The 18,411-nt window shown below is 60.0% G+C and carries 20 protein-coding genes and 1 pseudogene; 4 read left to right on the forward strand and 17 right to left on the reverse strand.

All coding sequences use genetic code 11. From position 1 onward, the window contains the following. Window positions 1-14: 14 nt before the first annotated feature. A complete protein-coding gene (gene pdxH / locus AB4O12_RS00610) occupies window positions 15-662 on the forward strand; it encodes a pyridoxamine 5'-phosphate oxidase (protein WP_024011915.1) in 648 nt (215 codons plus the stop codon). A gap of 180 nt (window positions 663-842) precedes the next feature. After that, on the forward strand, window positions 843-1,307 hold the full coding sequence (locus AB4O12_RS00615) for an outer membrane lipoprotein (RefSeq protein WP_016771369.1): 465 nt from the start codon (window positions 843-845) through the stop codon (window positions 1,305-1,307). 73 nt (window positions 1,308-1,380) lie between these two features. On the opposite strand, the gene AB4O12_RS00620 is transcribed toward AB4O12_RS00615, so the two are convergent. The 5 genes and pseudogenes from AB4O12_RS00620 to nhaA all read right to left on the reverse strand — a co-directional run bounded on the left by AB4O12_RS00620 (window position 1,381) and on the right by nhaA (window position 4,728). Beyond that, entirely contained in the window at window positions 1,381-1,632 is a 252-nt protein-coding gene (locus AB4O12_RS00620) for a pyocin S6 family toxin immunity protein (protein ID WP_252868907.1), read from the reverse strand. Window positions 1,633-1,654: 22 nt separating this feature from the next. Further along, window positions 1,655-1,900: a colicin E3-like toxin immunity protein gene (locus tag AB4O12_RS00625; protein ID WP_252868908.1), complete on the reverse strand. Its 246-nt coding sequence runs from the start codon at window positions 1,898-1,900 to the stop codon at window positions 1,655-1,657. Beyond that, complete coding sequence (locus AB4O12_RS00630) at window positions 1,901-2,152, reverse strand: colicin E3-like toxin immunity protein (RefSeq protein ID WP_095180548.1); 252 nt, start codon at window positions 2,150-2,152, stop codon at window positions 1,901-1,903. A gap of 7 nt (window positions 2,153-2,159) precedes the next feature. Then, window positions 2,160-3,372 (reverse strand): annotated as a pseudogene (locus AB4O12_RS00635) (S-type pyocin domain-containing protein). 171 nt (window positions 3,373-3,543) lie between these two features. Next, the gene (gene nhaA, locus AB4O12_RS00640) at window positions 3,544-4,728 is read right to left on the reverse strand and encodes a Na+/H+ antiporter NhaA (RefSeq protein ID WP_041478038.1); all 1,185 of its coding nucleotides are present in this window, start codon (window positions 4,726-4,728) and stop codon (window positions 3,544-3,546) included. A gap of 251 nt (window positions 4,729-4,979) precedes the next feature. On the opposite strand from nhaA, the gene AB4O12_RS00645 reads away from it, so the two are divergent. Next, window positions 4,980-6,074, forward strand: a complete 1,095-nt coding sequence (locus AB4O12_RS00645) for a PLP-dependent cysteine synthase family protein (RefSeq protein WP_236168019.1) — start codon at window positions 4,980-4,982, stop codon at window positions 6,072-6,074. A gap of 136 nt (window positions 6,075-6,210) precedes the next feature. Here AB4O12_RS00645 and AB4O12_RS00650 read toward each other — a convergent pair whose 3' ends face one another. The 3 genes from AB4O12_RS00650 to AB4O12_RS00660 form a co-directional block, all read right to left on the reverse strand. Then, window positions 6,211-7,824 carry an NAD(P)/FAD-dependent oxidoreductase gene (locus AB4O12_RS00650; protein WP_041478036.1) on the reverse strand — a complete coding sequence of 538 codons (1,614 nt, stop codon included), beginning with the start codon at window positions 7,822-7,824 and terminating at the stop codon, window positions 6,211-6,213. Between the two features lie 96 nt (window positions 7,825-7,920). After that, the gene (locus tag AB4O12_RS00655) at window positions 7,921-8,574 is read right to left on the reverse strand and encodes a COG3650 family protein (protein ID WP_252868910.1); all 654 of its coding nucleotides are present in this window, start codon (window positions 8,572-8,574) and stop codon (window positions 7,921-7,923) included. Window positions 8,575-8,634: 60 nt separating this feature from the next. Further along, on the reverse strand, window positions 8,635-9,234 hold the full coding sequence (locus AB4O12_RS00660; RefSeq protein WP_252883296.1) for a short chain dehydrogenase: 600 nt from the start codon (window positions 9,232-9,234) through the stop codon (window positions 8,635-8,637). A gap of 104 nt (window positions 9,235-9,338) precedes the next feature. Here AB4O12_RS00660 and AB4O12_RS00665 point away from each other — a divergent pair, with 104 nt between their 5' ends. After that, on the forward strand, window positions 9,339-10,253 hold the full coding sequence (locus AB4O12_RS00665) for a LysR family transcriptional regulator (RefSeq protein ID WP_252877607.1): 915 nt from the start codon (window positions 9,339-9,341) through the stop codon (window positions 10,251-10,253). 110 nt (window positions 10,254-10,363) lie between these two features. Here the strand turns inward: AB4O12_RS00665 and AB4O12_RS00670 are convergent, their stop codons facing one another. The 9 genes from AB4O12_RS00670 to AB4O12_RS00710 all read right to left on the reverse strand — a co-directional run bounded on the left by AB4O12_RS00670 (window position 10,364) and on the right by AB4O12_RS00710 (window position 18,101). Then, the gene (locus AB4O12_RS00670) at window positions 10,364-10,840 is read right to left on the reverse strand and encodes a DoxX family protein (protein ID WP_460060097.1); all 477 of its coding nucleotides are present in this window, start codon (window positions 10,838-10,840) and stop codon (window positions 10,364-10,366) included. Beyond that, window positions 10,837-11,595 carry an HvfC/BufC N-terminal domain-containing protein gene (locus AB4O12_RS00675; protein ID WP_460060099.1) on the reverse strand — a complete coding sequence of 253 codons (759 nt, stop codon included), beginning with the start codon at window positions 11,593-11,595 and terminating at the stop codon, window positions 10,837-10,839. Before AB4O12_RS00675 ends, AB4O12_RS00670 begins: the two co-directional genes overlap by 4 nt. Beyond that, window positions 11,592-12,479, reverse strand: a complete 888-nt coding sequence (gene bufB / locus AB4O12_RS00680) for an MNIO family bufferin maturase (RefSeq protein ID WP_460060101.1) — start codon at window positions 12,477-12,479, stop codon at window positions 11,592-11,594. Before bufB ends, AB4O12_RS00675 begins: the two co-directional genes overlap by 4 nt. Window positions 12,480-12,504: 25 nt before the next feature. After that, window positions 12,505-12,810, reverse strand: a complete 306-nt coding sequence (locus AB4O12_RS00685) for a BufA1 family periplasmic bufferin-type metallophore (protein ID WP_016771358.1) — start codon at window positions 12,808-12,810, stop codon at window positions 12,505-12,507. A gap of 291 nt (window positions 12,811-13,101) precedes the next feature. After that, complete coding sequence (locus tag AB4O12_RS00690; RefSeq protein ID WP_003222380.1) at window positions 13,102-13,803, reverse strand: ABC transporter ATP-binding protein; 702 nt, start codon at window positions 13,801-13,803, stop codon at window positions 13,102-13,104. Beyond that, complete coding sequence (gene livG, locus AB4O12_RS00695; RefSeq protein WP_016771357.1) at window positions 13,804-14,571, reverse strand: high-affinity branched-chain amino acid ABC transporter ATP-binding protein LivG; 768 nt, start codon at window positions 14,569-14,571, stop codon at window positions 13,804-13,806. Further along, window positions 14,568-15,824, reverse strand: a complete 1,257-nt coding sequence (locus AB4O12_RS00700; RefSeq protein WP_016771356.1) for a high-affinity branched-chain amino acid ABC transporter permease LivM — start codon at window positions 15,822-15,824, stop codon at window positions 14,568-14,570. The genes livG and AB4O12_RS00700 overlap by 4 nt, the downstream gene beginning before the upstream one ends. Beyond that, the gene (gene livH / locus AB4O12_RS00705) at window positions 15,821-16,744 is read right to left on the reverse strand and encodes a high-affinity branched-chain amino acid ABC transporter permease LivH (protein WP_016771355.1); all 924 of its coding nucleotides are present in this window, start codon (window positions 16,742-16,744) and stop codon (window positions 15,821-15,823) included. Before livH ends, AB4O12_RS00700 begins: the two co-directional genes overlap by 4 nt. Before the next feature lie 229 nt (window positions 16,745-16,973). Next, a complete protein-coding gene (locus AB4O12_RS00710) occupies window positions 16,974-18,101 on the reverse strand; it encodes a branched-chain amino acid ABC transporter substrate-binding protein (protein WP_016771354.1) in 1,128 nt (375 codons plus the stop codon). Window positions 18,102-18,411 lie beyond the last annotated feature (310 nt).

The raw sequence follows: 18,411 nt of genomic DNA on the forward strand, positions 1-18,411 counted from the left end.
AAAAGGAATCCGCCATGACCCAGGCTCTGGCCGATATGCGTCGCGACTACACCCGTGACGGTTTGACCGAGGCGCAAGCCCCGGCCGAGCCGTTTGCGCTATTTCACCAGTGGTTCGCCGATGCGGTGAAAACCGAGCAGGCGCCGGTGGAAGCCAATGCCATGACCCTGGCCACGGTCGATGCCGACGGTCGTCCGCATTGCCGCATTTTGTTGCTCAAGGGCCTAGACGAGCAGGGCTTCACCTTCTTCACCAACTACGACAGCGCCAAGGGCCAGCATCTGGCGGCAAACCCGTTTGCCGCCATGACCTTCTTCTGGCCCACCCTGGAGCGCCAGGTGCGCATCGAAGGGCGGGTGGTCAAGGTCACGGCGCAAGAGTCCGACGCGTATTATCAGGTGCGTCCGCTGGGTAGCCGCCTCGGCGCCTGGGCCTCGCCGCAGAGCCGGGTCATCAACGGTCGTGGCGAACTGGAAGATTTGCTCAAGGCCACCGAGCAACGCTTCAGCGACAGCCAGCCGCACTGCCCGGAACATTGGGGCGGTTACCGCTTGTTGCCCGAGCGCATCGAGTTCTGGCAGGGCCGTCCGAGCCGCCTGCACGATCGCCTCAACTACCGCCTCCAGGGCGCCGAGTGGATTCTGGAACGTCTGGCACCCTGAGCAGTCTACCGAGCGAGATAAACGCGGATGGCGCAGGATCGTTGATTTGACGCTACCTTGAGTGGACGCTCGCGGGCATCTGTACCAGGCCTGAATGGAAGCCAATTTTATCCGGATGGTGTCGTGACAGGCGCCAGGCCACGGGGTTTAATGAACACATGTTCTTTTGGAGTTGATGCTATGCGTAAGTCTGTTCTGCTGGTTGCTTCCTTTTCGACGATGGCGATGTTGCTGACCGGCTGCCAATCGAGCCTCACTGGCGACTCCTACTCCCGTGACGAAGCGCGTCGTGTGCAGACGATTCGCATGGGCACCATCGAATCCCTGCGACCGGTAAAAATCGAAGGCACCAAGACCCCGATCGGCGGCGCAGCAGGCGCAGTGGTCGGCGGCGTCGGCGGCAGCGCTATCGGCGGCGGCAAGGGCAGCATTGTGGCTGCGGTCATCGGCGCAGTGGCCGGCGGCCTGCTTGGCTCGGCCACCGAAGAAGGCCTGACCCGCACCCAGGGCGTGGAAATCACCGTCCGCGAAGACGACGGCAGCATGCGCGCCTATGTGCAGCAGGTTCAGGAGAATGAAGTATTCCGCGTTGGCGAGCGGGTACGGATTTCCACCGTTGGCGGAACCAGCCGCGTTTCGCACTAAGCGGGAAGCCGGGTAAAAGAAAACCCCGATCAGGTGACTGGTCGGGGTTTTTCTTTGTTTGTGAATTGCTCATTCAGTATGTTGCGCAGGTGCCCATGAAGTATTCGAGGCCCTTTGGAAAACTGACGTTGAGCAGGTTTTCCAATGCGGTTACCTGATCCTGAGTCAACAACAGCTCGCCGGGTTCCACCTCATCCAAGGGCTTTGATTCAATGAGCTGAGCCACTTTTTCATTCATCTCGCTGCCTGTGATATCCAGCTCGAATTGCACGGAGTCGTCTTGGGCTTCGTCAGGGAAAAAACCGGTAATTAAAAGAAAGTGCATGGAGCTAATACTTCCGGGGCTGTTAGCCGTAGTCAAACGAAATTTGATAGTCGTGAACTCTCAAATCGATTTGATGTTGAAAATACGGCTGAATGGTGGCGAGCCAATTTTGAGCGACGTTGAAACTGCCATTGTTGATGTTGTCCGCGGCGGGAATCCCCAAGGCGTTTAACACTGACTCGTCACCACCCAGGTCTTTTGACGACTCTTCCCCCTGAAACTCCAAGGTTGCTGTGTCGTTCCATTCCAATCTCAGTTCCAGTCCCATCTACCATTGATCCCGGTAAACGAACGATACCTGATAGTCGTAAGAAGAAAATTGAATGGAATGCTGGAAGTGGGGCTGGAGAGTCTTGATCCAATCGGCTTTTACATCAAATCCGCCGTTATTGAAGCTTTTCGACGGTAGGCCTAATGCTTCCATTAATGAGCCGTCCTCGCCAAAGTCTTTCGACAGTTCCTCCCCCTCACCCAGTTCGGTTTGTTGGTCGTACCATTCGAGTCTGGCTTTGAGTCCCATGTAATCCTCATAAATATTTTTTAATACTACGGTTTTTTTGGGTGGATCTATCTGTTCACCAGTTCTGTGGTCGTAAGAGCCTAAATGGCTGCCATCACTTGCGCGGTAGCCTTCAAGCTCGCCGTGTAAATAGTCCCATTCATAAATTATTCGGCCTTTTGCATTGATCCAGCGATCCCGGAGCCCACCGTTGAACGGCGTTTTCTTTTTGCTCTTCTTAAATCGGGAAAGGCTGTGATATCCGACGTTTCGGGAGCGGGGTGATAGGTATGTCCCGCTTCAGCGGTGCCTTTCGCAGAGCTGACAACGATGTAAATCGGTTTTACACCCGAGTCTGTGGGAAACACCAGAATGAAATCTTTGTACTCCGGCGGATAAAGCGGATTCACCAGTATCCCGTCCGCCGCCTTCGTCGGTGGATACACCCAGATATGCGGTGCCTGCGGTGCGGCCTCCAGTGCTGGAATGCCGAGAATGTCCGAGCCATCCACCGCCGGGGTCCAGAGCAGTTCGACGCCTTCACCCAGATCGGCAACGAACCGGTCGCCACGCGCAATGAACTGCACGACATCGACCATTTCCCAATCGCGGTTCTTACCGGTGTAGAAACCGTAACCCTTGAGGCTGCCATCGGCCTGTTGCTCGACGCGCAGGCGCACGCGGGTTCGGGCTTGTTTGAGTGTGCTCAGTTGCTCATCGGTGTAGAGCGCGCTGTCGCCCAGGCTGGATGGCATCAAAAGCGCAATCAGCCCCACCAAAGTCGCAGCCGCCGCAGGGGAGGCGAGCGCCGGTAGCACTTCAAAAGCCGAGCCTGCCAAGGCCAGACTGCCGAACCCGACCGGGATGGTGTTGGCGCTGATTTTCTTGAGAGGAATGCCGCCGCTTGCGTCGGCTTCGCGAGCGCCGAGCAGGATCAGCTCGCCGTAATCCTTCAGGCTGTCGGTCGGCACCATGCCGGAAGGATTGCTGTAATCGATAATCGCATCCGGCAACTTGCAGGACTTGGCGAATACACAGCCGGCACGCACGGCTTCAGGTTTTTTCGCAGCCACTTCACGGCTGCGCTCGAACGCCTCCTGCCGCGCCAGCATCGCGTCGTAAGCGTTTTGCCCGGCTTCGCGCTCGGCCAGTTCTGCGGCCGTCATATACCGCCAGGTAACGTGATGCCCGTCGCCCTGCGGTGGGTTTTGCACCCGGGGAATGTCCTTGTTCCGCGCCACTGATCATCCCTTCGTTCATCATCGACAGCCCCTCGGAAAGGGGCTGCAGGACGTTATCGAAGCGGAGAAAGTGTGGCTGTAGGACGGGTCGCTAATGACGTGGGGATTGTTCGCTGCGTAACTGTCAGGCGAGGAATCTGTGGCGAGGGCCAAGCTCCCTCGCCACAGGGGTCATTGCAGTTGTGAATTCTTGCGACTCGCCGCCGCCGTCACCGCATAACCAATCACCGCCGCGAGAATCGAGCCGGTGAGGATGCCCATGCGATCCATGCCGGCGTAATCACTCACGCCCGGTTCGAAGGCCAGCGAGCCGACGAACAGGCTCATGGTGAAGCCGATGCCGCAGAGGATTGCCACGCCGAGGACCTGACCCCAGTTGGCGCCTTGGGGCAGGGCGGCGATGCCAATCTTGACCGCCAGCCAGGTCAGGCCGAACACGCCGATGGTCTTGCCCAGCAGCAGGCCGATGGCGATGCCCATCGGTACGTCGTGGGTGAAGCTTTCGACGGTGACGCCGCTCAGTGACAGGCCGGCGTTGGCGAAGGCGAACAGCGGCAGGATGCCGTAGGCGACCCAAGGGTGCAGCGCGTGTTCGAGGGTCAGCAGCGGCGACGACTCGGCGTTTTTCGTGCGCAGGGGAATGCAGAAAGCCAGGGTCACGCCGGCCAGTGTCGCGTGGACACCGCTCTTGAGCACGCAGACCCAGAGGATCAGGCCGATGATCATGTACGGCCCGAGCTTGACCACGCCGAGCCGGTTCATCGCCACCAGCGCGGCAATGCACGCAGCCGCCAGGCCAAGGGACAGGGTCGAGAGTTCGCCGGAATAGAAGATTGCGATGATGACGATGGCGCCCAGGTCATCGATGATCGCCAGGGTCATCAGGAACAGTTTCAGCGACACCGGAACGCGTTTGCCAAGCAGGGCCAATACGCCGAGGGCGAAGGCGATGTCGGTGGCGGTCGGAATGGCCCAGCCACTCAGGGCGGCGGGGTTGTCGCGGTTGAGGAACCAGTAGATCAGCGCCGGCACCAGCATGCCGCCGATCGCCGCTGCGCCGGGCAGGACGATCTGCGAAGGCTTGGACAATTGGCCGTCGAGCACTTCGCGTTTGACTTCCAGACCGATCAGCAGGAAGAACATCGCCATCAGGCCGTCATTGATCCACAGCAGCAGAGGTTTGGCGATTTTCAACGCGCCGATCTGCGCCACCACCGGGGTGTCGAGCAGGCCGGTGTACAGCCACGACAGCGGTGAGTTGTTGATGATCAGCGCGAGAACGGCTGCGGCGATCAATAGCAGACCGCTGGCGGCTTCCAACTGAAAGAAACGCGTGAAAGTGCTACGCAGAGGCAAGGTCGCTCTCCATCGAATCAAGAAAAAGGTGAAACACCCTAACCCGTACCGTTAGTTGTTAAAACAAAAGTTATATTCTTTTTTGTTATATGTCGTTACAGGCTGTCTGGCTCGGGCAGCACTGAGCCTAGCAGTTGCCTGACACATTGAGACTCAGCTGTATCTTTGCCGCCTGCGGGATTTTTCCTAAGCTTGCGGCAGACCTTTTTCAGAAGACCGATCTTCTGGCTGATTCAACGAGAACCGAAACCATGAGCGACAACCGACAGTGGGCACGCGAAGCCATCCGCATCATCGAGGCGGACTTCCAGCGCAGCGCCGACACCCACCTGATCCCTTTGCCGCTGCCCGGTTTTGCCGGCATCGAGTTGTATTTCAAGGACGAATCCAGCCACCCGACCGGCAGCCTCAAGCATCGCCTGGCACGTTCGCTGTTCCTTTACGCGCTGTGCAATGGCTGGCTGAAACCCGGCGCGCCAGTGATCGAAGCGTCCAGTGGGTCGACGGCGATTTCCGAAGCGTATTTCGCGCGCATGCTCGGATTGCCGTTTATCGCGGTAATGCCGGCGACGACTTCGAAAGAGAAGATTGCCCAGATTGCCTTCTACGGTGGCCAGAGCCATCTGGTGCAGGACCCGACGCAGATCTACGCCGAATCCGAGCGCCTGGCCCGCGAGCATGGCGGTCACTTTATCGATCAGTTCACCTACGCCGAACGTGCCACCGACTGGCGGGCGAACAACAACATCGCCGAGTCGATCTTCCAGCAGATGCGCTACGAAAAGCACCCTGAACCGACCTGGCTGATTTCCAGCCCCGGCACCGGCGGCACCACCGCGACCCTCGGCCGTTACGTGCGCTATCGCCAGCACTGCACCCGCGTGTTGTGTGCCGATGCCGAGCGTTCGGTGTTCTTCGATTTCTATCAGAGCGGTGATGCCAGCCTGCGTCTGGACTGCGGCTCGCGCATCGAGGGCATTGGTCGACCTAGGGTGGAAGCGTCGTTCCTGCCCAAGGTGATCGATGCGATGGTCAAGGTGCCGGACGCCCTGTCGCTGGCGGCCATGCATTACCTGGCGCAGCGTTTAGGGCGGCATGTCGGCGGGTCGAGCGGGACCAATCTGATCGGTGCGCTGATGGCGGCGCAACAGATGAAAGCGGCGGGGCAGTCGGGGTCGATCGTGGCGATCCTGTGCGATGGCGGCGAGCGTTATGCCGACACGTATTACGATCAGCAATGGCTGAAGGCGCAGGGTTATGAACTGGGTGACTTGATTGCAGCGGTGGCGGCAAGTGCCGAGCGCGGAGAGGCGCTCCCGACCTCGGTGCTGCGCGCCAACATCTGAAGAAACGCAAAAACCAATGTGGGAGCGAGCCTGCTCGCGAAGGCGGAATCACATTCAACAACTTCGTTGAGTGACAGACCGCTTTCGCGAGCAGGCTCGCTCCCACAGGGTTTTGTGTTGGGTCAGCTGATGCTGATCAGGCTTCCAGTCCGAGGATATCGCGAGCCACTGCCTCGGCAATACGAATCCCGTCGACACCCGCCGAGAGAATTCCGCCGGCATAGCCCGCGCCTTCACCGGCCGGGAACAGGCCTTTGACGTTCATGCTCTGCAGCGACTCATTGCGGGTGATGCGCAGCGGCGATGAAGTGCGCGTCTCGATTCCGGTCAGCACGGCGTCGTGCAGCGAATAACCGCGAATCTGCTTCTCGAACGCGGGCAAGGCTTCACGGATCGCCTCAATGGCAAAGTCCGGTAGCGCCAAGGCCAGATCGCCCAAGGCCACGCCCGGCTTGTACGACGGCTCGACTTCGCCCAGTTCGGTCGATGGTATGTCGTTGATGAAGTCGCCAACCAGTTGCGCCGGAGCCTTGTAGTCGCTGCCGCCAAGGATGAACGCGTGGGATTCCAGGCGCTCCTGCAACTCGATACCGGCGAGCGGGCCGCCCGGATAGTCGACTTCCGGGGTAATGCCGACGACGATGCCGGAGTTGGCATTGCGCTCGTTACGCGAGTACTGGCTCATGCCATTGGTGACCACGCGATTGGGCTCGGACGTCGCAGCGACCACGGTGCCGCCCGGGCACATGCAGAAGCTGTACACCGAACGCCCGTTCTTGGCGTGGTGCACCAGTTTGTAATCGGCCGCGCCAAGTTTCGGGTGGCCGGCGTATTTGCCCAAGCGCGCGCGGTCGATCAGCGACTGCGGATGTTCGATGCGGAAACCCACCGAGAACGGCTTGGCTTCCATGAACACGCCACGGCTGTGGAGCATGCGGAAGGTGTCGCGGGCGCTGTGGCCGAGGGCCAGAACCACGTGTTTGGAATGCAGGGTTTCGCCGCTGGCCAGTTGCACCCCCACCAGTTGGCCGTCTTCGATCAGCACGTCGCTGACGCGCTCCTGGAAGCGCACTTCACCGCCCAGTTCGCGTATCTGCTCGCGCATGTTTTCGACCATACCGGTCAGGCGGAACGTACCGATGTGCGGCTTGCTGACGTAGAGGATTTCTTCCGGCGCGCCGGCCTTGACGAACTCGTGCAGGACTTTGCGGCCGAGGAATTTCGGGTCCTTGATCTGGCTATACAGCTTGCCGTCGGAGAACGTGCCCGCGCCGCCTTCGCCAAACTGCACGTTGGACTCGGGATTGAGCACGCTTTTGCGCCACAGGCCCCAGGTGTCCTTGGTGCGCTGACGGACTTCGGTGCCGCGTTCGAGAATGATCGGTTTGAAGCCCATCTGCGCCAGCAGCAGGCCGGCGAAGATGCCGCACGGGCCGAAACCGACGACGATCGGCCGCTGACCGAGATCGCTCGGTGCCTGGCCGACGAATTTGTAGCTGACATCCGGCGCCACGTTGACGTTACGGTCGTCGGCGAACTTGCCCAACACTCTGGCCTCGTCGCGTACGTTGAGGTCGATGGTGTAGATGAAGCACAGTTCGGAGGACTTTTTGCGCGCGTCATAGCTGCGCTTGAACAAGGTGAAATCGAGCAGATCATCGCTGGCGATGCCCAGACGCTGCACGATGGCGGCGCGCAGGTCTTCTTCGGGATGGTCGATTGGCAGCTTGAGTTCAGTGATTCGTAACATGGCGGGGATCCGGATTCGCGGGGCGCACAACTGCGCCAGGGCGTTTGAAGGCGGCGATTATAAGCCGCCGCGAGCGGATCCGTGGGGGAAAAACGATCAGTCGTTGCGCGCGCCGCCGAAATAGCCGCAGCCGCGCTGGACCTGGCCGTCGATACGCAACTCGGCGCTCATATGCTGCACGCTGCCGGTGCTGCTGTCGACGCAGCGCTGTGGCGCAACCCACAATTCGATGCGCTGGTTGTTGGCTTCGCTGCTGAGATTGAAGCGGCCGTCGCCCAGTTGCTCTTCCACATACGGCACGGCGAGTGGAGCCTGGCCGTCGCGCTCGATGACCATGCCTTTGCCGCTGACCTTGACGTTCCACTCCGGGCCATGGCCGGCGGCGCGCAGGATCAGCAGTTTGAAATTCGGATCGTCGCAGGCCGTGCCCGAGCGCTCGACGCGATACAACTGGCCGAGGTCGAGACGGTCGCCGGAAACCTTGCCGCGCACATCGGCAAACAACTTGCCCTGCTCGTCGGCCAAGGTGGCGGCCTCTTGCAGGACGCTGGTGCCGCCGATGTCGTTGACCACCAGTTGCCGCTGATCCTGGCACGGCTGGAACACCAGTTTGCCGTCGGCGGCGGTCAGTTGCCCCTGCATGCGCGTCTGTCCGGCATGGGACACACTTTCACGCTGGCCGTCGAACAACTGGCAGGCGGCAAACATCGGCAGCAGGGCAACGAGGACGAACGAACGGGCAACACGCATCTTTGGCTCTCCAGACAAGTGCTGCCACGTTACGCAGCCTGACCGCTCATCACAAGGGCCTTAACCCACGTGAAACGTCTGACCGGTTTGCAGGCCTTCGACACTTTTCGCGTAGGCCAATGCCACTTCCGCGGCAGGAACCGGCTTGAAGCCACGGAAGTAGGGCGCGTATTTGCCCAGGGCTTCGGTCAGTACGGTCGGGCTCACCGAGTTCACCCGCAGGCCACGCGGCAGTTCGATGGCGGCGGCGCGGACGAAGCTGTCGATGGCGCCGTTGACCAGCGCTGCCGAGGCACCGCTGCGAATCGGGTCGTGGCTGAGCACGCCGGTGGTAAACGTGAACGAAGCGCCATCGTTGGCGTACTCGCGGCCGATCAGCAGCAGATTGACCTGACCCATCAGTTTGTCTTTCAGGCCGAGGGCGAAGCTGTCCTCAGTCATGTCGTCCAGCGCTGCAAACGTCACGTTGCCCGCCGCGCAGATCAGCGCATCGAACTTGCCGGTCTGTTCGAACAGCTTGCGGATCGAGGCGCTGTCGCTGATATCCACTTGCAAGTCACCGCTGTTACGACCGATACGAATGACCTCGTGGCGTTGCGACAATTCTTTGTCCACCGCTGAACCGATGGTGCCGCCTGCGCCTATCAACAGAATTTTCATCGAGCTGTACCCCATGTGTGTGAATGAGGTTTCAGTCTAGGGTGGTTTTTTCAGCGGATAAGCGCACTAATAGGCAACCTTTGGTTTTCAATTGGAAACAATCCGTGAGCGAAATGGATGATCTCGCTGCGTTCGCCGTACTGAGCGAGGCCGGCAGTTTTACCCTTGCGGCGCAGCAGTTGGGCTGCAGCAAGGGCCAGTTGTCCAAACGCATCAGCCAGCTCGAAGCGCAGTTCGGTGTGGTATTGCTGCAACGCACCACCCGGCGCTTGAGCCTGACGGCGGCGGGGGCGGCGCTGCTGCCGCAGGCACAGGCGCTGGTGGTCCAGGTCGAACGCGCACGGCAGGCTTTGGCGCGGTTGAAGGACGACATGGCCGGCCCCGTGCGCATGACGGTTCCGGTGTCGCTCGGCGAGACCTTTTTCGATGGCTTGCTGCTGGAGTTTTCCGGGCAATACCCGGAGGTGCAGATCGAGCTGGAGCTGAACAACAGCTATCGCGATCTGTCGCGCGATGGCTTTGATCTGGCGATTCGCGCCGAAGTCGCCAATGACGATCGGCTGGTGGCCAAGCCGCTGTTGGCGTGGCACGAAATGACCTGCGCCAGCCCGGCCTACCTCGAGCGCTTCGGCGAGCCGGCGACGCCGCATGCCTTGGCCGAGCATCGTTGTCTGCTCAACAGCCATTACAGCGGTCGCGAAGAATGGCTGTATCACCAGCAGCACGAGTTGCTGCGGGTGCGGGTCTCGGGTCCGTTTGCCAGCAATCACTACAGCCTGTTGAAGAAAGCAGCGCTGTCCGGCGCCGGCATCGCCCGTCTGCCGTCGTATCTGCTGCAAGCGGAACTGGCTGACGGCCGCTTGCGCTGGTTGCTGCGCGATTACCAGACCCGACGGATGCCGATGTATCTGGTGCACCCGTATCAGGGTGGTTTGCCCAAGCGCACGCAAGTGCTCGCGGATTATCTGATGGGCTGGTTCAAGCGCAGTGGCGAGGCGCTGGATCGACTCCAGCGCTGATGTGATTTCCCTGTGGGAGCGAGCCTGCTCGCGAATGCGTCAGTTCAGTCGATACCGATGTTGAATGACACACCGCTTTCGCGAGCAGGCTCGCTCCCACAGGGGGGATCTTATTTTGCCAAACGGCGGGCAATCAGCTGATCGATCGACAATTTGCCCGGCCCGGTCGCCATCAGGTACAGCAACACCGCCGCCCAGGTGCCGTGGGTCGGGTAGGCATCCGGGTAGACGAACAGTTGGATAGTCAACGTCATGCCGAGCAATGCCAGCGCCGAAAACCGTGTGGCGAAGCCGAGCAGGATCAGTAGCGGAAACACATGCTCGGCAAACGCCGCCAGATGCGCGGCAATTTCCGGCGACAGCAGCGGCAGGTTGTACTCGCTCTGAAACAGCGGAATCGTCGAATCGGCCAAACGTGGCCAGCCCAGTTCAAAAGTGCCGTCAATCAAATCGACGGCCAGTCCTTCGACCTTGGTTTGCCCGGATTTCCAGAACACCGCAGCGATGGAAAAACGCGCGATGAAGGCAATCAGGCTGTGCGGGATTTTTTCCAACAGCGCGATGACGCGCGGGATAAAAGCGTTCATGGCAACTCCTTGTAATTCAGCTGGGTGATCGCGTTATGCGCAATCAGTAAAGCGAGGGTTTGCGCGAGATCGAACGGCGGGCTGTTTTCTGCCGCCGCGAGCAGTGGCGAGCCCTGGAGCAGATGACCAATGAACACGCTCGCACCCGCCTCAAGAGCGAACACCTCAACGTCGAGACCGTTGCGCAGCACCAGGGCATGCTGGCCTTGATGGAGGCCAATGCCCGCCAGACTTGGCTCCTGCTGATGCGCGGCCCAGATCGCCACCACCGCGAACGCAGAGTCGAGCAGGTGCAGCGAGGGATGCAGTTCGAAACACAGTTCAATCAGCGACTGCGGATCGGCCAGCGCGGCACTGACTTGTTCAGGCCGGATCGGCTGCGCATCGGCGGCGTGGTAGGCAACAGTGCGCAAATGCTCGAGTCGCGCGACATCAGCCACATAAGGCACGCCTGCGATGGGTTCAAACTCTGCGATGAAGTCGGCGAAATTCTCGCCATAGCGGCTCATCAAAGGACTTTGTGGCGGCTGACTCTGGACGAAAATCGCCGCCATGGCGCGGAAGAATTCCTCGCCGACCAATTGCAGCACCACTGGATAACTGTCGGCCAGGGCATTGATCAGCGAACTCTGCACGTTGTTGCGATAGACCGCAAAACGCCGCGACGGATCGGCGCCGTTGTGGCTGCACAGGCCCTTGGGATACGGCAGTTGCGCATTGAGCAGGGCGGCGGCGAAGTCCGCTTGCGTGCTCATGCCGCACGCTCCGCGCGACGCAACAGCGTCTCGGCTTGCTGCGCTTCGGCGAACAATGCGTTGAAAGTCGGGACGTGATTATCGCGTTCGATGAGTGTCGCCACCGGGCCGATACGGCGCAGCACTTGCCGGTACAGATCCCAAACGGCCTGATCAACCGGCGCGCCGTGATCGTCAATCAGCAAGCGGTCGCCGAGGTTGTCGCAATCTTCAGCGAAGCCGGCCAGATGAATCTCGCCGACTGCGTGCAGCGGTAACGCATCAAGGTAGGCCAAAGGATCGCGCTGATGATTGATGCACGACACGTAGACATTATTGACGTCGAGCAACAAGCCGCAGCCGCTGCGGCGGATTACTTCGGCGATGAACTCGGCCTCGTCGATCGTCGAATGCTCAAACGCCAGATACGTCGCCGGGTTTTCCAGCAGCATCGGTCGTTTCAGAGTGTTCTGCACCTGGTCGATGTGCGCACAGACGCGGTTCAGCGTCGGCGTGTCGTAAGCCAGTGGCAGCAGGTCATTGAGGAACACCGGGCCGTGGCTCGACCATGCCAGGTGTTCGGAAAAGGCTTGCGGTTGATAGCGCTCGATCAGCTCGGCGAGGCGTTTGAGGTGCTGGCCGTCCAGCGGGCCTTCGCCACCGATCGACAGTCCAACGCCATGCAGTGACAGCGGGTACTGTTCGCGAATCAGACCGAGAAAATGATGAAACGGGCCGCCGGCCACCATGTAGTTTTCGGCGTGGACCTCGAAGAAACCGAGGTCCGGTACGGAGCCGAGCACATCAAGGAAGTGCCCGGTCTTGAGCCCCAGCCCGGCGCGGGCAGGGAGCTCGGTGCGAGCTGCCTGAGTGCGCGGCAGGGACGGTTCGTGATGACTGAACATGGGCGTCACTCAGGCAGGCCGTGGATCAGGACTTGGCTTTGAAGGCTTCGAGCTGACCGAAACCGGTCGGCGAGGTTTTGCTCTCGGTGGTGGCGCAGGTGCCTTTCGGAACGAGCTTCCAGGCGTTGGCCTGATAGTCCATTTTCGCCGTGCCGGCGCAGGTAGTCCCGGCACCTGCGGCGCAATCGTTCTTGCCCTTCATGGCCACGCCGAAGCATTTTTCCATGTTGGCATCGGCGGCCTGGGCGGTGGAGACAGTGGCGATGCTCAGAGCGGAACCGAGGGCCAGAACCAGGGCGGTAGCGGACAGGGTACGGGTAGTCGCAGTCATGATGTTTCTCCAGGTTTATCAGGGTTTCTGCAAGTGCTGTTGCGCTTGCTTGTCCCTCTAGAGAACGGGTGGGGGGATGCGTTACAGGTGGGGCGAGAAATTTATAAAAAATTTCGGATTCAGCAGTATCCCCGTGGGAGCGAGCCTGCTCGCGATGGCGGTGTGTCAGGCACCCATAATGTTGAATGACAGAGCGCTTTCGCGAGCAGGCTCGCTCCCACAGAGGATCGGTGTTTTTCGTTTGGGCATAAAAAACGGCCCGAAGGCCGTTTTTTTGTGCAGCGATAACACTCAACCGCCGAGGTACGCCTCGCGCACTTTCGGGTCGGTCAGCAGCGCTTCACCGGTGCCTTGCATGACCACGCGGCCGTTCTCCAGAACGTAGGCGCGGTCAGCGATTTTCAGTGCCTGGTTGGCGTTCTGCTCGACCAGGAACACCGTCACACCGTCCTTGCGCAGCTGTTCGATGATGTCGAAGATCTGCTGGATGATGATCGGCGCCAGACCCAGCGATGGCTCGTCGAGCAGCAGCAGCTTGGGCTTGCTCATCAGTGCACGGCCGATAGCGAGCATCTGCTGTTCGCCGCCGGACATGGTGCCGCCGCGCTGGTTGAAACGCTCTTTCAGGCGTGGGAAAAGTCCGAGGACCTTGTCCATCTGTTCCTGATAGTCGCCCTTGTCGGTGAAAAATCCGCCCATCGACAGGTTTTCTTCCACGGTCAGACGGGCAAACACCCGACGGCCTTCCGGGACCACGGCGATGCTCTTGCGCATGATCTGCGACGAGTCCTGGCCGACCAGTTCCTCACCCATGTAGCGGATGCTGCCGCTGTGCGCCTGCGGCGAACCGCAGAGTGTCATCAGCAGCGTGGATTTGCCGGCACCGTTGGCGCCGATCAGCGTCACGATCTCGCCCTGACGGACTTCGACGTTGACGCTGTGCAGGGCCTGAATCTTGCCGTAGAAGGTGGAAACGTTTTCGAACTGCAGCATTTACGCTTCCCCCAGGTAGGCTTTGATCACTTCAGGATTGTCGCGGATCTGTTCCGGCGTACCGTCGGCCAGCGGCGTGCCCTGATTGATCACGACGATGTGGTCGGAAATGCTCATGACCAGTTTCATGTCGTGTTCAATCAGCAGCACGGTGACGTTGTGCTCTTCGCGCAACACACCGATCAGCGCCTTGAGGTCTTCGGTTTCCTTCGGGTTCAGGCCGGCGGCCGGTTCGTCGAGCATGAGAATCCGCGGACGGGTCATCATGCAGCGGGCGATTTCCAGACGCCGTTGCTGGCCGTAGGCGAGGGTGCCGGCGGTGCGGTTGGCGAACTCTTTGAGGTTGACCTTTTCCAGCCAGTACTCGGCAAATTCCATCGCCTCGCGCTCGCTTTTGCGGAACGCCGGGGTCTTGAACAGGCCGGACAGGAAGTTGGTGTTCAAGTGACGGTGCTGGGCGATCAACAGGTTCTCGACCGCGGTCATGTCCTTGAACAAACGCACGTTCTGGAAGGTACGCACCACGCCTTTGAGGGCGATCTTGTGGCCCGGCAGGCCCTGGATCGGCTCGCCGTCGAGCAGGATGCTGCCGCCGGTAGGCTGATAGAAGCCGGTCAGGCAGTTGAACACGGTGGTCTTGCCGGCGCCGTTCGGGCCGATCAGTGCAACCACCTGTTTTTCCTTGACGGTCAGCGCCACGCCGTTGACCGCCAGCAAGCCGCCGAAGCGCATGCTCAGATTTTCGACTTTAAGGATCTCGCGGCTCATTTGCGCAACTCCATGTGTGGGCGTTGCATCGGCAGCAGACCTTGTGGACGCCAGATCATCATCAGCACCATCAGCGCACCGAACATCAACATGCGGTACTCGCTGAACTCACGCATCATTTCCGGCAACAGGATCATCACGATCGCCGCCAGAATCACACCCAATTGCGAGCCCATGCCGCCCAACACGACGATGGCGAGGATGATCGCCGACTCGATGAAGGTGAACGACTCCGGCGTTACCAGCCCCTGACGTGCAGCGAAGAAGCTGCCGGCGAAACCGGCGAACGCAGCGCCCAGGGTGAAGGCGGAGAGCTTGATCACGGTCGGGTTCAGGCCCAACGCGCGGCAGGCGATTTCGTCTTCACGCAGTGCTTCCCACGCACGGCCGATCGGCATGCGCAGCAGACGGTTGATCACGAACAGCGCGGCCAGTGCGAGCAACAGCGCAACCAGGTAAAGGAAGATCACCTTGTTGATCGAGTTGTATTGCAGGCCGAAATACTCGTGGAACGTCTGCAGGCCTTCGGCGGCTTTGCGCTCGAAGGTCAGGCCGAAGAACGTCGGTTTTTCGATGTTGCTGATGCCGTTCGGGCCACCGGTGATGTCGGTCAGGTTACGCAGGAACAGACGGATGATTTCGCCGAAACCCAAGGTCACGATCGCCAGATAGTCGCCACGCAGACGCAACACCGGGAAGCCCAGCAGGAAGCCGAACGTCGCCGCCATCAGGCCGGCAATCGGCAGGCAGATCCAGAAGCTCAAGCCGTAGTAATGCGACAGCAGCGCGTAGCTGTAGGCGCCGACGGCGTAGAAACCGACGTAACCCAGGTCGAGCAGACCGGCCAGACCGACGACGATGTTCAGGCCCAGGCCGAGCATCACGTAGATCAGGATCAGCGTTGCGATATCCACCGCGCCACGGGAGCCGAAGAACGGCCAGACCAGGGCGATCAGAATCAGCGCAATGATGAAATAGCGCTGGGTGGTTGGCAGGGTCAGAAAGTTGCTGGCCTTGGCCGGGATCAGCGGCATGCCCGGCGAGGAGCGCCAGGCCTTGCTGATCTGCTGGTTGAACAGCACGCGCAAGAACATCAGCACCGAGCAGATCGCGATGGTCGCGAGTACCGCAGGGCTGGTGTTGTGCACTTCCAGATTGATGCCGACGATGGTCAGTTTCAGACCCAGTACCGGGTAGGCCACCGCCCACACCAGCAAGGCACTGAATAGTGCCTGTTTAAGATTCCTAGTCATACTTTCTCAACCTCCGGACGGCCCAGAATGCCGGTCGGACGGAACAACAGCACCAGAACCAGCAGGCCGAACGCAACGACGTCCTTGTACTGGTCGCCGAAGATATCGGCACCGAACGCTTCCGCTACACCGAGCACCAAGCCGCCGAGCATTGCCCCGGGGATGCTGCCGATGCCGCCCAGTACCGCAGCGGTGAAGGCCTTGAGGCCGACGAGGAAACCGGCGTTGGGGTTGATCACGCCGTATTGCATGCTCAGCAGCACCGCAGCGACCGCCGCCAGCGCAGCACCGATGACGAAGGTCAGGGCGATGATGTTGTTGGTATTGATGCCGAGCAGGTTGGCCATCTTGATGTCCTCGGCACAGGCGCGGCAGGCGCGGCCCAGACGGGAACGGGAGATGAACAGGGTCAGGCCGAGCATGGCGATCAGGGTCACCACGAACACCACGATCTGCATGTAGGAAATCAGCACTTCTTGTGCGCCACCCGGACCGAAGGCGAAGTTGCCCGGGATCAGGTTGGGGATAGCTTTGTCCTTGGAGTCTTGCGCCAGCAGAACGGTGTTCTGCAGGAAGATCGACATACCGATGGCAGAAATCAGCGGGATCAGACGGTTGCTGCCGCGCAGGGGGCGGTAGGCGATCCGTTCGATGCTGTAACCGTAGGAACTGGTGACGACGATGCTGGCGATGAACGCCGCAGTCATCAACAGCGGGACACTGTCGAGTCCCATCATGGTCAGCCCGGCGATGGCGATGAAGGCCACGTAGGAACCGATCATGTACACCTCGCCGTGGGCGAAGTTGATCATTCCAATGATGCCGTAGACCATCGTGTAGCCGATGGCGATCAGGGCATACATGCTGCCAACGTTGAGGCCGTTAACCAGCTGTTGGAAGAAGTGATAGAGGTCAGGCATTACAGCGCTCCTAAAAACCTGTACGCATTTCACTGGTGGAGTCATTTTCCCGCCCGGCCCCGTGGATCTCTATCCACTTCGAATCCGGGTTTTGCCAGCGAACCGCTGATGACGGTTTTGAGATTTTCAGGTGGGCAGACTGGCGGATCACGCCAGCGCGGCCCATACATTCGCAAAACAAAGCCCACGGCACGCCGTGGGCTTTATTGGCAGTCAGTCGGGCAAGGCCTTACTGAGGCGAAACTTCGGTTTTAGGTTTGCCGTTGTGCCACTCGTACACGACAAATTTGAAGTCCTTCAGGTCGCCTTTGTCGTCGAAGCTCAGGTCGCCGGTCGGGGTCTTGAACGAACCGGCGTGGATGGCTTCAGCCACTTTGGTCGCGTCTTCGGACTTGGCCGCCTTGATGCCTTCGGCAATCACGGTCACTGCCGAGTAGGACGGGAACACGAACGGACCGCTCGGATCTTCCTTCTTGGCCTTGAACGCGTCAGCCAGGGCAACGTTGGCCGGATCCTGGTCGAAGGATTTCGGCAGGGTCACCAGCAGGCCTTCGGACGCATCCTTGGCGATCTGGGTGATCGAGTCGTTACCCACGCCTTCCGGACCCATGAAGCGGGCTTTCAGGCCTTTTTCCTGAGCTTGGCGCAGGATCAGACCCAACTCCGGGTGGTAGCCGCCGTAGTAGACGAAGTCGACGCCGGCTTGCTTGAGCTTGGCGATGATGGCGGAGAAGTCCTTGTCGCCAGCGTTGACGCCTTCGAAGACGGCAACCTTGGTGCCTTTCTTCTCGAGGGTCGATTTCACCGCGGTGGCGATGCCTTCACCGTACTGCTGTTTGTCGTGCAGCACGCCAACCACTTTCGGTTTCACGTGATCGGCGATGTAGTTGCCGGCGGCAGGGCCTTGGGCGCTGTCGAGACCGATGGTGCGGAAGATCATTTTGTAGCCACGGGCGGTGATGTCCGGGCTGGTGGCAGCCGGGGTGATCATGATCACGCCTTCGTCTTCGTAGATGTCCGAAGCGGGCTGAGTGGAGCTGGAGCACAGGTGACCGACCACGAACTTGACGCCGTCGTTGACGACCTTGTTCGCTACCGCTACCGCTTGTTTCGGATCGCAGGCATCGTCGTATTCAACGGCTTCGAGTTTCTTGCCGTCGACGCCGCCCTTGGCGTTGATCTGCTCGATGGCCATCTTCGCGCCACTGAACTGCATGTCGCCGTACTGGGCTACTGGACCGGTTTTAGGACCGGCGATACCGATTTTGATGGTGTCAGCTGCGAACGAATGGCTGGCAACCCCGGCCAGAACCATAGCGGCAAACAGTTTGGAAATCTGCTTAGTAGCCTTAGTCATAGTGCTCCACTCTTACTGTTGTATTTTTTAGAGTTCTGGCGCCGTAGCAGCAGAACCGGGTCAGATATCTTTGCGATACCCTCCGGAAAATGCCCCGGCAACTGTACCGGTACAGTGTAGAGCGCCGCTTGATCAACTGGGAAGCGGGCGCCACGGGGCAAAACTTGGGGGTGTCGCATTTTTGAATGAAAGAGACAGAATTGCGGCGGGGCAATCGGGGGCATATATCCCAAAAGGCAGCATTCCCTGGCGTTCCTGCTCTTTTCGTTCGGTGCAGCGATTTGCAACCGGGTTTTTCTGACGGACCACC

The sequence above is a fragment of the Pseudomonas sp. S2_A05 genome, assembly GCF_054668485.1.

Coding starts and splice junctions, on each gene's coding strand:
- pdxH (WP_024011915.1), top strand. CDS start 15: ATGACCCAGGCTCTGGCCGATATGCGTCGCGACTACACCCGTGACGGT.
- AB4O12_RS00615 (WP_016771369.1), top strand. CDS start 843: ATGCGTAAGTCTGTTCTGCTGGTTGCTTCCTTTTCGACGATGGCGATG.
- AB4O12_RS00620 (WP_252868907.1), bottom strand. CDS start 1,632: ATGCACTTTCTTTTAATTACCGGTTTTTTCCCTGACGAAGCCCAAGAC.
- AB4O12_RS00625 (WP_252868908.1), bottom strand. CDS start 1,900: ATGGGACTGGAACTGAGATTGGAATGGAACGACACAGCAACCTTGGAG.
- AB4O12_RS00630 (WP_095180548.1), bottom strand. CDS start 2,152: ATGGGACTCAAAGCCAGACTCGAATGGTACGACCAACAAACCGAACTG.
- AB4O12_RS00645 (WP_236168019.1), top strand. CDS start 4,980: ATGAGCGACAACCGACAGTGGGCACGCGAAGCCATCCGCATCATCGAG.
- AB4O12_RS00650 (WP_041478036.1), bottom strand. CDS start 7,824: ATGTTACGAATCACTGAACTCAAGCTGCCAATCGACCATCCCGAAGAA.
- AB4O12_RS00655 (WP_252868910.1), bottom strand. CDS start 8,574: ATGCGTGTTGCCCGTTCGTTCGTCCTCGTTGCCCTGCTGCCGATGTTT.
- AB4O12_RS00660 (WP_252883296.1), bottom strand. CDS start 9,234: ATGAAAATTCTGTTGATAGGCGCAGGCGGCACCATCGGTTCAGCGGTG.
- AB4O12_RS00670 (WP_460060097.1), bottom strand. CDS start 10,840: ATGAACGCTTTTATCCCGCGCGTCATCGCGCTGTTGGAAAAAATCCCG.
- AB4O12_RS00675 (WP_460060099.1), bottom strand. CDS start 11,595: ATGAGCACGCAAGCGGACTTCGCCGCCGCCCTGCTCAATGCGCAACTG.
- bufB (WP_460060101.1), bottom strand. CDS start 12,479: ATGTTCAGTCATCACGAACCGTCCCTGCCGCGCACTCAGGCAGCTCGC.
- AB4O12_RS00685 (WP_016771358.1), bottom strand. CDS start 12,810: ATGACTGCGACTACCCGTACCCTGTCCGCTACCGCCCTGGTTCTGGCC.
- AB4O12_RS00690 (WP_003222380.1), bottom strand. CDS start 13,803: ATGCTGCAGTTCGAAAACGTTTCCACCTTCTACGGCAAGATTCAGGCC.
- livG (WP_016771357.1), bottom strand. CDS start 14,571: ATGAGCCGCGAGATCCTTAAAGTCGAAAATCTGAGCATGCGCTTCGGC.
- AB4O12_RS00700 (WP_016771356.1), bottom strand. CDS start 15,824: ATGACTAGGAATCTTAAACAGGCACTATTCAGTGCCTTGCTGGTGTGG.
- livH (WP_016771355.1), bottom strand. CDS start 16,744: ATGCCTGACCTCTATCACTTCTTCCAACAGCTGGTTAACGGCCTCAAC.
- AB4O12_RS00710 (WP_016771354.1), bottom strand. CDS start 18,101: ATGACTAAGGCTACTAAGCAGATTTCCAAACTGTTTGCCGCTATGGTT.